Raw genomic sequence first — 12,841 nt, forward strand, 5'->3', positions numbered from 1 at the left:
TGAAGGTTTCTCATGAGTTTGAAGTGCGGCATTGTAGGCTTGCCTAACGTCGGAAAATCCACCCTTTTTAATGCCTTGACCAAGGCGGGGATCGCGGCCGAGAACTACCCCTTTTGCACGATAGAGCCGAATGTCGGCATCGTGGAAGTGCCCGATCCGAGGTTGGCCCAATTGGCGGAGATCGTCAAGCCCGAACGCATTGTTCCGGCCATCGTCGAGTTTGTGGACATCGCCGGCCTGGTGGCGGGCGCCAGCACGGGCGAAGGCCTGGGCAACAAATTCCTGGCGCATATCCGGGAAACCGACGCCACGATCAATGTGGTGCGCTGCTTTGAAGACGACAACGTGATTCACGTGGCCGGCAAGGTGGACCCGATCTCCGACATCGAGGTGATCCAGACCGAACTCTGCCTGGCCGACCTGGCCGCCGTCGAAAAAGCCCTGCACCGCGTGACCAAGACGGCGCGCTCCGGCGACAAGGAGTCCGCCAAGCTGGTGGTCATCCTCGAGAAATGCCAGGCCGCCCTCAACGAGGGCAAACCGGTGCGCACCCTGGAATTCAGCAAGGAAGAGCTGCCGCTGCTCACGCAGTTTTTCCTGATCACCGCCAAGCCCGCCATGTTCGTGGCCAACGTGGCCGAAGACGGCTTCGACAACAACCCGCTGCTGGACCGGCTGAAGGCCTACGCCGACGCCCAGAAGGCGCCGGTGGTCGCTATCTGCGCCAAGATGGAGGCCGAGATGGCCGACATGGACGAGGAAGACAAGAAGATGTTCCTCGCCGAGATCGGCCAGGACGAGCCGGGCCTGAACCGCCTGATCCTGGCGGCCTACAAGCTGCTGGGCCTGCAGACCTATTTCACCGCGGGCGTCAAGGAAGTGCGCGCCTGGACCATCCATGTGGGCGATACCGGCCCGCAGGCGGCCGGCGTGATCCACACCGATTTCGAAAAAGGCTACATCCGCGCCCAGACCATCGCCTTCGCCGACTACATCAGCTACAAGGGCGAGCAGGGCGCCAAGGATGCCGGCAAGATGCGCAGCGAAGGCAAGGAATACGTCGTCAAGGATGGCGACGTGATGAATTTCCTGTTCAGCAGCTGATCAGCGGCGCACCCGGCTCGTGCCGGGGCCGGCCCCGCACGTCATGGCTTGCGGTTGTTTGAAGTCTTGTCCCCGTTAACACACTCGTTTTGAAAGAGAACACCATGTCCATCCAGCGCATTGAAACCGGCCCACGCATGTCCCAGGCCGTCATCCACAACAAAACCGTTTACCTGGCAGGCCAGGTGGCCGGCGATGACGCCGGCGCCGGCGTGTACGAAGAGACCCGCAGCATCCTGGCCAATATCGACCGCCTGCTGGCCGCCGCCGGCAGCGACAAGTCGCGCCTGCTGAGCGCCACCATCTGGCTGACCGACATGGACAGCTTCGCCGACATGAACCGTGCCTGGGAAGCCTGGGTGGTCCCCGGCGCCACGCCGGCGCGCGCCACGGTCATGAGCCCGCGCCTGGCGGCTGCCAAGTACCACGTGGAAATCGGCGTGGTGGCGGCGCAAGGCTGATCGTTCCTTAACGCCGGCCCGCCGCGATGACAGAACCCGTTCGCCTCGCCAAGCGCCTGGCCGAAATGCTGTCCTGCTCGCGCCGCGAAGCCGAGCAGTACATCGAAGGCGGCTGGGTCAGCGTCGACGGCGTGGTGATTGAAGAGCCGCAGTTCCGCGTGCTCGACCAGGCCATCACCGTCGACAAGGACGCCAGCCTGCTGGCGCTGACGCCGGTGACCTTGCTGCTGCACAAGCCCGCGGGTTATGAGGCAGGGCCGGACGGCGGGGCGGCCTCTTTGGCCCCCTTGCTGTCGGCGGCCACGCGCTCACCCGGCGACAGTTCCGGCATACGCCCGCTCAAAAAACACTTCTCGTCCGTGGAACTGGTGACGCCGCTGGCCACACCGGCCAGCGGGCTGGTGGTGCTGACCCAGGACTGGCGCGTGACGCGCAAGCTGCGCGAAGACGCCCGCGTGATGGAGCATGAAGTGGTCGTCGACGTCAGCGGCGAGATCAAGCCCGGCGGCCTGGATCGGCTCAACCGCGTGGACCACGGCTTCACCTTCAAGGGCGTGTTGCTGCCGCCGGCCAAGGTCAGCTGGCAAAGCGAAACCCGCTTGCGGTTTGCCCTCAAGGGCGAGGTGCCGGGGCAGATCGCCTACATGTGCGAGAGCGTGGGCCTGAAGGTCGAAGGCATGAAGCGGCTGCGCATAGGCCGAGTCGCGATGAGCCAGCTGCAGCCGGGGCAGTGGCGCTATTTGCTACCGCACGAACGTTTTTAATTTATCCGGTCACGATGCCGGGAAATGCCCAGATCAGGCTGCCCGTCATCAAAAAATAGCGCGCGAACTTGCCGACCGCCATGTAGGCCAGGCAAGGCCAGAACGGGAACTTGAGCCAGCCCGCCACCGCGCACAGCGGGTCGCCCACCACCGGCAGCCAGGCCAGCAGGCAGGCTTTCGGTCCCAGCTTTTCCAGCCAGCGCACAGCGCGGCCGTGGTGTGAGGAATGCTGGTACTTGTCCACCACCTTGTGGGCGCCGTAGCCTATCCACCAGTCGAGCGCGCCGCCCAGCGTGTTGCCCGCGGTGGCGACCAGCACGGCCGGCCAGAACATCGCCGGGTTGAGTTTGACCAGGCCGAAGACCACGGGCTCAGATCCCAGCGGCAGCAAGGTGGCTGAAATGAACGACACCACGAACACCGTGCTCAGGCCGTATTCGGGCAAGGCCAAAAGTTCTATCAGGCGGTGAATCCAGGCTTCCATATATGCATTCGAGTATAGGCAGGACGGGCCGCCGGCCTTGTCAGCAAGATGCTTACAAGTCCGTGTTCAGATTTCAATTGCTGAAATTTTGGGCAGGTACAATCGTGCCTCCTTTTTCAGCAAGCCCCAGTCACCCTTCCCATGAACATCGGCCCCTACGCTTTGGCAAACAACCTGTTTGTCGCGCCCATGGCCGGCGTGACGGACCGGCCGTTCCGCCAGCTCAGCAAAAAGCTGGGCGCGGGTTACGCCGTCAGCGAGATGGTGACCTCGCGCAAGGACCTGTGGGACAGCCTGAAGACCTCGCGCCGCGCCAACCATGAGGGCGAGGCCGAACCCATCGCCGTGCAGATCGCCGGCACCGACGCACAGATGATGGCCGAAGCCGCCGCCTACAACATCGACCGCGGCGCGCAGATCATCGACATCAACATGGGCTGCCCGGCCAAGAAGGTCTGCAACAAATGGGCCGGCTCGGCGCTGATGCAGGACGAGGCCCTGGCGCTGCAGATCGTGGAGGCCGTGGTCGCCGCGTGCGCGCCGCGCAATGTCCCCGTCACACTCAAGATGCGCACCGGCTGGTGCCAGGCCGAAAAGAACGCGCTGGCGATCGCCCGCGCCGCCGAAAGCGCCGGCGTGCAGATGGTCACCGTGCACGGCCGCACGCGCGAACAGGGCTACAAGGGCGCGGCCGAATACGACACCATCGCCGCCGTCAAGGCCGCCCTGCGCATCCCGGTGGTGGCCAACGGCGACATCGGCAGCCCTGAAAAAGCCCGCGACGTGCTGGCCTGCACCGGCGCCGACGCCGTGATGATTGGCCGCGCGGCCCAGGGCCGTCCCTGGATTTTCCGCGAGGTGGCGCATTTCCTGGCCACCGGCACGCATCTTGCGCCTCCGCTGGTGGCGGAGGTCGAGCGCCTGCTGGTCGACCATTTGCGCGACCATTACGATCTGTACGGTGAATTCACCGGCGTGCGCACGGCACGCAAGCACATCGGCTGGTATGTGAAGACCTTGCCCGGCGGCGAGGCCTTTCGCGCGCGCATGAATCTGCTGGAAGACTGCGAGGCGCAGCTGCGTGCAGTCAGTGTTTTTTTTGAGGGGCTGGGCGCGCAGATGGACCGGATTCCGGCCGGCGCCGGCGAAGAGGACGAAGAGGGCGTGCCGGGGCAGGCACGGGCGAACAAAGACAAAAATCAGGAAGAAGCTGCTGCATGAGCAAAAAACACATCGAAGAGTGCGTACGCACCAGCCTGGAAGGCTATTTCAAGGACCTGCGCGGCACCGAGCCCGACGGCATGTATGACATGATGGTCAAGGTGGTCGAAAAGCCGCTGCTGGAGGTGGTCATGCAACATGCAGAGCAGAACCAGTCCCGCGCCGCCGAATGGCTGGGCCTGAACCGCAACACGCTGCGCAAGAAGCTGGTCGAGCACAAGCTCATCAAATAACAATTCCCCGTCCGGCCTTTCGGCATCCATCGGACTTTTGAACCGGCTCCCTTGTGGGCTTTTGAGAACACCACCATGAACGCACTGATTTCCGTTTCCGACAAAACCGGCATCCTCGAATTCGCGCAGGCGCTGCATGCCCTGGGCATCAAGCTGCTGTCCACCGGCGGCACGGCCAAGCTGCTGGCCGACGCCGGCTTGCCGGTGACCGAAGTCGCCGACCACACCGGTTTTCCCGAAATGCTGGACGGCCGCGTCAAGACCCTGCACCCCAAGATCCACGGCGGCCTGCTGGCCCGGCGCGATGTGCCCGAACACATGGCGGCGCTCAAAACCCACGGCATAGACACCATAGACCTGCTGGTGGTCAATCTCTACCCGTTTGAATCCACCGTCGCCAAGCCCGGCTGCACGCTGGAAGACGCGATCGAGAACATCGACATCGGCGGCCCGGCCATGGTGCGCTCCGCCGCCAAGAACTGGAAGGACGTCGGCGTGCTGACCGACGCCTCGCAGTACGCGGGCGTGCTCGATGAACTGAAGACCGGCGGCAAGCTCAGCGACAAGACCAAGTTCGCCCTGTCGGTGGCCGCGTTCAACCGCATCAGCCAGTACGACGGTGCCATCAGCGACTACCTCTCCGGCATCCAGGCCGACGGCAGCCACGGCATGTTCCCCGGCCAGGCCAACGGCCGCTTCATCAAGGTGCAGGACCTGCGCTACGGCGAAAACTCGCACCAGCAGGCCGCGCTGTACCGCGACCTGTACCCCGCGCCCGGCTCGCTGGTGACGGCCAAGCAGCTGCAGGGCAAGGAACTCTCGTACAACAACATTGCCGACGCCGACGCCGCCTGGGAATGCGTCAAGAGCTTCGACCTGATCAAGGACGGCGCCGCCTGCGTGATCGTCAAGCATGCCAACCCCTGCGGCGTGGCCGTCGGCAAGGACGGCCTGGAGGCTTACAGCAAGGCCTTCAAGACCGACCCGACCTCGGCTTTCGGCGGCATCATCGCCCTGAACTGCCCGCTCGATGAACGTGCCGCGCAGCAGATTTCAAAACAGTTCGTCGAGGTGCTGATGGCGCCGGCCTTCACGCCCGAGGCGCTGGAAGTCTTCAAGAGCAAGGTCAATGTGCGCATCCTGCAGATCGACCTGCCGCCCGGCGGCGACACCGCCTGGAAGCAGGGCCGCAACCTGATGGACGTCAAGCGCGTGGGTTCGGGCCTGCTGATGCAGACCGCCGACAACCACGAGCTGGCCATCGGCGACCTCAAGGTCGTCAGCAAGCTGCAGCCCACGCAGGAGCAGCTGCACGACATGCTGTTTGCCTGGAAGGTCGCGAAATACGTCAAATCCAACGCCATCGTGTTCTGCGCCGACGGCATGACGCTGGGCGTGGGCGCCGGCCAGATGAGCCGCATCGACTCCGCCCGCATCGCCTCCATCAAGGCCGCCAACGGCGGCCTGACCCTGCAGGGCTCTGCAGTCGCGAGCGATGCCTTCTTCCCCTTCCGCGACGGCCTCGACGTGGTGGTGGATGCCGGCGCGACCTGCGTCATTCAACCCGGCGGGAGTATGCGGGATGATGAGGTGATTGCTGCTGCTGATGAGCGGGAAGTGGTGATGGTGTTGACTGGAGTTCGGCACTTCAGGCACTAAGGCGGGACTTGCTCCGGCGGGCGCGCTCCTCTGCTGAGGGTTGCTGGCCGGTGGTTGCCCGGCAGCAAGTAACTTTCTTTTGCTTCGCCAAAAGAAAGTCACCAAAGAAAAGGCGACCCGCAGTCTGGGTCCCTACGCTTCGCTTCGGGCAACCTGCGGTGCTCGACTACGGCGGGGTCTCGCGCAAACTCGCCTTCGGCTCAAACAAGCGCGATCCCTGATCCGCCTACGTCTGCGCTCCTCGGCCCAGCCAGGACGGGGCAAGCGGGAACGGGAGCGGAAGCGGGAACAGAAGATAGAAATACAAACACAAAGAACAAACCAAGACAAACAAGGACTCGCCGTGGCGAGTCCTTGTTTCTTCAGGTATTCAGTATTTGAATTTCTTCTCCCCGCTCCCACCCCTTGTGGATGCGCCGAGGAGCGCAGGGCCAGACGGATCAGGGATCGCGTTGTCTGAGCGAAGCGAGTTTAGCGAGACCCCGGCTGGACCGAGCACCGCAGGTTGCCCGTAGCGAAGCGGAGGGACGCAGCAACCAGGGTCGCCTTTTCTTTGCTTACTTTCTTTTGGCGAAGCAAAAGAAAGTGAGTTGCCGCCGGGCAACCCCCGGCCAGCAGGACTGAGAAGAAACCCCTGCCGTCAGAACAACCTAGGAAGCAGCAAAGAACCGAGCCGCCGCATCCACAGTAGCCTCAATATCCGCAGCGCTATGGGCCGAGCTGACAAACCCAGCCTCGTACAACGCAGGTGCGTAATAAACCCCGCTGTCGAGCATCGCATGGAAGAAGCGATTGAACGACGGCCCGTCGGTGGTCATCACCGTGGCGTAGTTCTGCGGCAATTGCCCCAGCAGGAAAAAGCCGAACATGCCGCCTTCGCTGTCGCCGCAAAACGGCACGCCGGCCTTGGCGGCCGCCTGCGTGAGGCCGGTGACCAGGCTGCGCGTGCGCTCGCCCAAGGCTTCGTAAAAACCCGGTTTGGATATCTCGCGCAAGGTTGCCAGGCCGCAGGCGGTGGCGACCGGGTTGCCGGAGAGCGTGCCGGCCTGGTAGACCGGGCCCAGGGGCGCGAGTTGCTCCATCACGGCGCGGGTGCCGCCGAAGGCCGCCAGCGGCATGCCGCCGCCGATGACCTTGCCCATGACCGTCATGTCGGGCTTGAAGCCGGGAATGCCGCGGGCATAAACGCTTTGCGCGCCGCCCAGGGCCACGCGAAAACCGGTCATCACCTCGTCGAACACCAGCAGCGCGCCGTGCTGCGTGCACAGTTCGCGGCAGCGTTTCATGAAGGGCAGGCTGGCGCGCACGAAATTCATGTTGCCGGCGATGGGCTCGATCATCAGGCAGGCGATGTCCTTGCCGTGCAGGGCAAAAGCTTCTTCGAGCTGGGCGATGTGGTTGTATTCGAGCACCAGGGTGTGCTGCACCACTTCGGGCGGCACGCCGGCGCTGGTCGGGTTGCCGAAGGTGGCCAGGCCGGAGCCGGCCTTGACCAGCAGGGCATCGGCATGGCCGTGGTAGCAGCCCTCGAACTTGATGATCTTGCTGCGCCCGGTGGCACCGCGCGCCAGGCGGATGGCGCTCATGGCCGCTTCCGTGCCCGAACTCACCAGCCGCACCATTTCGAGCGAGGGCACCAGCCGCACGATTTCCTCGGCCAGCTCGACCTCGCGTTCGGTGGGCGCGCCGTAGGAAAAGCCTTCCAGTGCGGCCTTTTGCACGGCCTCAAGCACCGCCGGATGCCCGTGGCCCAGGATCATGGGCCCCCAGGAGCCGATGTAGTCGATGTAGCGCTTGCCGTCGGCATCCCAGAAATAGGCGCCTTGCGCGCGCTGCACGAAGCGCGGCGTGCCGCCCACGGCCTTGAAGGCCCGGACCGGGGAATTGACCCCGCCCGGAATCAGTTTTTTGGCGCGTTCAAAGAGGGCGTCGTTGCGGGAGGCTGTCGGGGAAACGGCGGGCTGCTTAGTGTTTGGTTGTTCCATTGGGGGGCAGGTCAAGAGAGGGTTTGGACGTCAGTTCGACGTCGTCGTTGGTATCGCCCGCTTCTTCCCCGGATTCGTCCTCGGGGTCGACATCGGCCTGCGCCCAGAACAGGCGGTCCGGCACGATGTTGCCCATGCCGGGGTGAAAACCGGCGTCCAGGCTGTGGTCCAGGAAGGTCAGGGCCTCGGCGGTGGCTGCCTGCAGGTCGTGGCCGTTGGCAAGCAGGGCGCAGAGGGCGGCGGACAGGGTGTCACCGGCGCCGGCAAAGATCGCCTCGAAGCGCTCGAAGCGCTCGCTGTAAAGCACCGCCTGCGGTGTGGCCAGCACGTTGTCGATGAACTGCTCGGGCATGGGGATGCCGGTGACCAGCGTGTAGGGCACGCCCAGGTCGGCGGCGGCTTTGGCGATGTCGCGGGCGGTGGGGTTGCGCTCGCCGGGCCAGTCGGGAAGCAGCCAGCGCCACAGGCTGCTGTGGTTGCCGACCAACACCGTGGTTTGCGGCAGCATCAGCTCACGAAAGGCGTCCAGGTAGCTGTCGATTTCGCTTTCTTCCCACCAGGAAAGGTTGGGCATGTAGGCGATCAGCGGCACATCGGCATAATCCGAGGCGATTTCGGCGATGGTGGAAATGTTTTCGGGGCTGCCGACGAAACCGACCTTGATGGCCGAGACCGGCATGTCTTCGAGCGCCGAGCGGGCCTGGTCTGTTACAGCTTCCTCGTCGAAGGCGAAGTGGTCGAAGATCTCGGCTGTGTCGCGCACATAGGCGCCTGTTACAACCGCCAGCGCATGGGCGCCGGCCGAGGTGATGGAGGCGATATCCGCTGTCAACCCGCCGGCTCCGCTGGGATCGTTGGCATTGAATGTCATGACGCAGGCCGGTGATGCGTCGGTGTCCTCGATTTGGAGCTGTCGGCTGTCCAGTTGAGGGATTTTGGGGTTTGCCATAGGCTGCGATTTTGCCTTGTACGCGAATAAGCAACGCCGCCTCGATACAATTGTTGCATTCTATTCGAAGGCAACTTAAGCTGTGACTCAATCAACGACGTGGATGTGTTTAATTTGTGGCTGGATTTATGACGAAGCTGCCGGCGCGCCCGAACATGGTATTGCACCCGGGACGCCATGGGCCCAAGTGCCCATGAACTGGACCTGCCCCGAATGCGGGGCGCGCAAGGAAGACTTTGAAATGGTTCAGATCTAAGTGCCCGGCTACCAGCCTGGACAATCGCAGACCGGCGCCAACCGCCGGCGCCTGCAACATGAGGAGCATAGGCAGTGAGCATTCCCAGTTCCGGACTGAAGGTTTTGGTCATCGATGACAGCAATACCATCCGGCGTAGCGCCGAGATATTCCTGAAACAGGGAGGGCATGAAGTGTTGCTGGCCGAGGATGGGTTCGACGCCCTTTCCAAGGTCAACGACTACGAACCCCATCTGATTTTTTGCGACATCTTGATGCCGCGCCTCGACGGCTACCAAACCTGTGCGATTATCAAGCGCAATGTGAAGTTCTCTAACGTTCCCATTGTGATGCTGTCCTCCAAGGACGGCGTTTTCGACAAGGCGCGCGGTCGTATGGTGGGGTCGCAAGACTACCTGACCAAGCCTTTTACCAAAGATCAGCTGCTGCAGACCGTTCAGGAACTGGGCAGCGCCAAACAAGGAGTAGTGTGATGGCAATCAAGAAAATACTGGTAGTTGACGACTCCAAAACCGAATTGATGTTTCTGACCGATCTGCTGGTCAAAAATGGTTTCACGGTCAAAACTGCTGAAAATGCGGAAGACGCGTTCCGGCGCCTCGCAGAAGACAAACCCGAGCTGATCCTCATGGACGTGGTGATGCCGGGCCAGAACGGTTTCCAGCTCACGCGTGCCATCACGCGCGATCCGCTGTATTCCGATATCCCCATCATGATGTGCACCAGCAAGAACCAGGAAACTGACCGGGTCTGGGGCATGCGCCAGGGCGCCCGCGACTACATCACCAAACCGGTGGATGCGGATGAGCTGATGGCCAAGATCAAGGCCCTCGGCTGATTTACGGCGTAAAACCAAAGCATGGCGAACAGACAAGCCCTTAGAGAACTACAAACCCGGCTGGCCGACAGGTTGCAGATTGCGCGTACGCAAGGCGTTGCCGCGTCCTGGCTGGCCGTGGAAGCGGGCGGGAAAAAGTACCTGTTTCCGCTGAGCCAGTCCGGTGAAATCTTCCCCTGGGTCAGCACGCAGCCGGTTCCGTACACGCAAAACTGGTTCGCCGGGGTTGCCAATCTGCGGGGCGGCCTGTTTGGCGTGGTGGACCTCGCCAGCTACGTGAGCGGCCAGGCGCCGCCTCCCAAAAATGAACTCGCGCGGACCGACTCCCGCCTCGTGGCGCTCAACAGCGCCCTGGAAGTCAATTGCGCGCTGCTGATCGACAAGCTCTCCGGGCTGCGCAACCAGGACGCGTTCAGCGATTTCTCCGAAAAAGCGCCCGACGCGCCGGATTTCTTTGGCAACCAGTATGTGGACCTCAACGGTGCAACCTGGCAGGAAATCAACCTTCAGTTGCTTGCCCAGCAAGCGCATTTTTTGACGATAGGCGCATAGCGCACACTGTTTCTCCCCGGAAGGCTCACCATGTCTGTTATTGAAAATATCCAGAAGCTGTTTAAAACCAAGTCCGTCCAGCCCGAGGACAGCATGGACATGGCTTCCGTCGGCACGCCAGATCCACTGGCAACCGGCGCCATGGATGAAGCCTCCCTGCAGACCGCCGCGGTGCGGCAGCCGGACGGCAATGACGATGCCTTTGGGTCCAGCCGCATTGCGACGGCTGAAGAATCGGCATCCGCCGCCAACGTCGAGCTCCTGAGCCTGCCCGTGCTGGGCCGCAGGACTATCGGCCAACATCAGCGGATTCTGGTGTTTCTGCTGGCATTGGCCGTCGCGGCGCTCGGTACGGTGACCTTCCTGGCACTGAGCCAGGCGGACAAAGTGGCCCAACAGGTGGCGGCTACCGGCCAGTCGCTGATGCAGTCGCAGCGTCTGGCGAAATCCGTGTCGCAGGCACTGGTGGGCAGTGCCCAGGCTTTCCCTGACGTGCGCGAAAGCTCCGAAGTCCTGTCCAAAACCGTGCGCGGCCTGAAGTCCGGTGAAGACAGCCTGCGCCTGGCCCCGGTCAGCGAGGACCTGCAGGCCGACGTGGAAAAAGTCACCCCCTTCATGGAACGCGCCGAAAAGAACGCCAAAACCGTGATGGGCCAGCAGAACATCCTGACCCAGGTGGGTAACGCGCTGCGCACCATCAACCGCCAGTCTTCCGACTTGCTGGAAATCGCAGAAACCGTGTCCTCGCTCAAGCTCCAGCAGAATGCGGCACCGGCGGAAATCTCCGCCTCCGGCCAGCTGGTGATGTTGACCCAGCGTATCGGTAAATCCGCCAACGAATTCCTGACCATGGAAGGCGTGAGCCCCGAAGCCGTGTTCCTGCTGGGCAAGGACTTGAACTCGTTCAAGGAAATCGCCCAGGGCCTGCAGGAAGGCAGCCCCGAGCTGCGCCTGGCCGGCTCCAAGGACCCGCAAACCCGTGAACGCCTCGAGGCGCTGATGGCGCTCTATGAGCAGACGCGTGTTCAGGCCGGCGCCATTCTGGGCAACTTGCAGGGCCTGGTGTCCGCCCGTGAAGCGCAGTCCTCCATCATTGCCGACAGCGAACCGCTTCGCCGCGGCCTGGAAGACCTGCAGGGCAAGCTGTCCTCGCAAACCGGCCTGAGCGTGGTTTCGCTGGGTATTCTGGCCGGTGCCGCTGCTTTTGCGCTGCTTTGCGCGGCGGGCTTGGCCCGTCTGCAGGTGCTGGACAGCCAGCAGCGCCAATCGGTTGCGGAAACGCAGCGCCAGGAAGCCAAGGGCCAGGAACAGGACGCCAAGCGCGTCAACGACGCCAACCAGGCCGCCATTTTGCGTTTGATGAATGAGTTGCAGACAGTGGCTGAAGGCGATTTGACGCAGGAAGCGACCGTGACCGAGGACATTACCGGCGCTATCGCCGACTCGGTGAACTACACGGTGGAAGAGTTGCGGCAGCTGGTGGGTAACGTGCAGAACACGGCTACCCGGGTTGCGCAGACGACGGCCCAGGTGGAAAGTACCTCCACCGAGCTGCTGGCGGCGTCCACCGAACAGCTGCGCGAGATTCGTGAAACCGGCCAGTCGGTGCTCGACATGGCGTCCCGAATCAATGAAGTGTCCACACAGGCGCAGGAATCTTCCCAGGTGGCGCGCCAATCGCTGACCGCCGCCGAATCCGGCCTGCAGGCCGTGCAGAACGCCATCGGCGGTATGAACTCCATCCGCGACCAGATCCAGGAAACCTCCAAGCGGATCAAGCGGCTGGGCGAATCGTCCCAGGAGATTGGTGAAATTACCGAGCTGATCTCGGACATTACCGAACAGACCAACGTGCTGGCGCTGAACGCGGCCATCCAGGCGGCGTCAGCCGGTGAAGCCGGACGAGGCTTCTCGGTGGTTGCGGAAGAGGTGCAGCGACTGGCTGAACGTTCCGCCGATGCGACGCGTCAGATTTCGGCCCTGGTGAAAGCCATTCAGACCGACACGCAGGATGCCGTGGCCGCTATGGAACGCTCCACGCAGGGTGTGGTGGAAGGGGCCAAACTGTCCGACAACGCGGGTACCGCGCTGACCGAGATTGACCAGGTGTCACGCCGCCTCGCCGACCTGATTGAGCAGATTTCCAACTCCGCCTCCCGCGAAGCCGCTTCGGCCAACGTGGTGGCCGGCAACATCCAGCACATTTTCGCGGTGACGGAGCAAACCGGAGAAGGTACCCGTTCCACGGCGCAGCAGGTGCGCGATCTTTCCCGCATGGCTGAAGAGCTGCGCCAGTCGGTGTCCCGATTCAAGATCGCCTGATGCCAGTTTGCCC

General features: G+C 63.0%; 14 protein-coding genes. 11 read left to right on the forward strand and 3 right to left on the reverse strand.

What is annotated here, in order from left to right:
• The first annotated feature begins 12 nt into the window (after positions 1 to 12).
• The 3 genes from ychF (at position 13) to ACSQ27_RS15905 (ending at position 2,329) form a co-directional block, all read left to right on the forward strand.
• Positions 13 to 1,104 (forward strand): redox-regulated ATPase YchF, encoded by a 1,092-nt coding sequence (ychF, locus tag ACSQ27_RS15895; RefSeq protein ID WP_436156471.1) that lies wholly within the window; start codon positions 13 to 15, stop codon positions 1,102 to 1,104.
• Between the two features lie 104 nt (positions 1,105 to 1,208).
• The gene (locus ACSQ27_RS15900) at positions 1,209 to 1,565 is read left to right on the forward strand and encodes a RidA family protein (RefSeq protein ID WP_436156472.1); all 357 of its coding nucleotides are present in this window, start codon (positions 1,209 to 1,211) and stop codon (positions 1,563 to 1,565) included.
• 26 nt (positions 1,566 to 1,591) lie between these two features.
• The gene (locus ACSQ27_RS15905; RefSeq protein WP_436156473.1) at positions 1,592 to 2,329 is read left to right on the forward strand and encodes an rRNA pseudouridine synthase; all 738 of its coding nucleotides are present in this window, start codon (positions 1,592 to 1,594) and stop codon (positions 2,327 to 2,329) included.
• A gap of 1 nt (position 2,330) precedes the next feature.
• On the opposite strand, the gene ACSQ27_RS15910 is transcribed toward ACSQ27_RS15905, so the two are convergent.
• Entirely contained in the window at positions 2,331 to 2,813 is a 483-nt protein-coding gene (locus ACSQ27_RS15910; protein WP_436156474.1) for a YqaA family protein, read from the reverse strand.
• Positions 2,814 to 2,954: 141 nt separating this feature from the next.
• Here ACSQ27_RS15910 and dusB point away from each other — a divergent pair, with 141 nt between their 5' ends.
• The 3 genes from dusB to purH all read left to right on the forward strand — a co-directional run bounded on the left by dusB (position 2,955) and on the right by purH (position 5,926).
• A complete protein-coding gene (dusB, locus tag ACSQ27_RS15915) occupies positions 2,955 to 4,034 on the forward strand; it encodes a tRNA dihydrouridine synthase DusB (protein WP_436156475.1) in 1,080 nt (359 codons plus the stop codon).
• On the forward strand, positions 4,031 to 4,267 hold the full coding sequence (locus ACSQ27_RS15920) for a Fis family transcriptional regulator (protein ID WP_007864972.1): 237 nt from the start codon (positions 4,031 to 4,033) through the stop codon (positions 4,265 to 4,267). Before dusB ends, ACSQ27_RS15920 begins: the two co-directional genes overlap by 4 nt.
• A gap of 75 nt (positions 4,268 to 4,342) precedes the next feature.
• Positions 4,343 to 5,926 (forward strand): bifunctional phosphoribosylaminoimidazolecarboxamide formyltransferase/IMP cyclohydrolase, encoded by a 1,584-nt coding sequence (purH, locus tag ACSQ27_RS15925; protein ID WP_436156476.1) that lies wholly within the window; start codon positions 4,343 to 4,345, stop codon positions 5,924 to 5,926.
• A gap of 650 nt (positions 5,927 to 6,576) precedes the next feature.
• On the opposite strand, the gene hemL is transcribed toward purH, so the two are convergent.
• Both hemL and thiD read right to left on the reverse strand, forming a co-directional pair.
• The gene (gene hemL / locus ACSQ27_RS15930; RefSeq protein WP_436156477.1) at positions 6,577 to 7,911 is read right to left on the reverse strand and encodes a glutamate-1-semialdehyde 2,1-aminomutase; all 1,335 of its coding nucleotides are present in this window, start codon (positions 7,909 to 7,911) and stop codon (positions 6,577 to 6,579) included.
• Positions 7,892 to 8,860, reverse strand: coding sequence for a bifunctional hydroxymethylpyrimidine kinase/phosphomethylpyrimidine kinase (thiD, locus tag ACSQ27_RS15935; protein WP_436156478.1), 969 nt, complete (start codon positions 8,858 to 8,860; stop codon positions 7,892 to 7,894). Before thiD ends, hemL begins: the two co-directional genes overlap by 20 nt.
• Before the next feature lie 82 nt (positions 8,861 to 8,942).
• Here thiD and ACSQ27_RS15940 point away from each other — a divergent pair, with 82 nt between their 5' ends.
• From ACSQ27_RS15940 to ACSQ27_RS15960, 5 genes are all read left to right on the forward strand, one after another.
• Positions 8,943 to 9,116, forward strand: a complete 174-nt coding sequence (locus ACSQ27_RS15940) for a rubredoxin (protein WP_074576308.1) — start codon at positions 8,943 to 8,945, stop codon at positions 9,114 to 9,116.
• A gap of 74 nt (positions 9,117 to 9,190) precedes the next feature.
• The gene (locus ACSQ27_RS15945) at positions 9,191 to 9,589 is read left to right on the forward strand and encodes a response regulator (RefSeq protein ID WP_007864980.1); all 399 of its coding nucleotides are present in this window, start codon (positions 9,191 to 9,193) and stop codon (positions 9,587 to 9,589) included.
• Complete coding sequence (locus ACSQ27_RS15950; protein WP_007864987.1) at positions 9,589 to 9,954, forward strand: response regulator transcription factor; 366 nt, start codon at positions 9,589 to 9,591, stop codon at positions 9,952 to 9,954. Before ACSQ27_RS15945 ends, ACSQ27_RS15950 begins: the two co-directional genes overlap by 1 nt.
• A gap of 21 nt (positions 9,955 to 9,975) precedes the next feature.
• A complete protein-coding gene (locus ACSQ27_RS15955) occupies positions 9,976 to 10,506 on the forward strand; it encodes a chemotaxis protein CheW (RefSeq protein WP_436156479.1) in 531 nt (176 codons plus the stop codon).
• 30 nt (positions 10,507 to 10,536) lie between these two features.
• Positions 10,537 to 12,828 carry a methyl-accepting chemotaxis protein gene (locus tag ACSQ27_RS15960; protein ID WP_436156480.1) on the forward strand — a complete coding sequence of 764 codons (2,292 nt, stop codon included), beginning with the start codon at positions 10,537 to 10,539 and terminating at the stop codon, positions 12,826 to 12,828.
• Positions 12,829 to 12,841: the final 13 nt, after the last annotated feature.

It is taken from the genome of Polaromonas sp. LjRoot131 (assembly GCF_964252805.1).
In the GTDB taxonomy this organism is placed as follows: Bacteria; Pseudomonadota; Gammaproteobacteria; order Burkholderiales; family Burkholderiaceae_C; genus Polaromonas.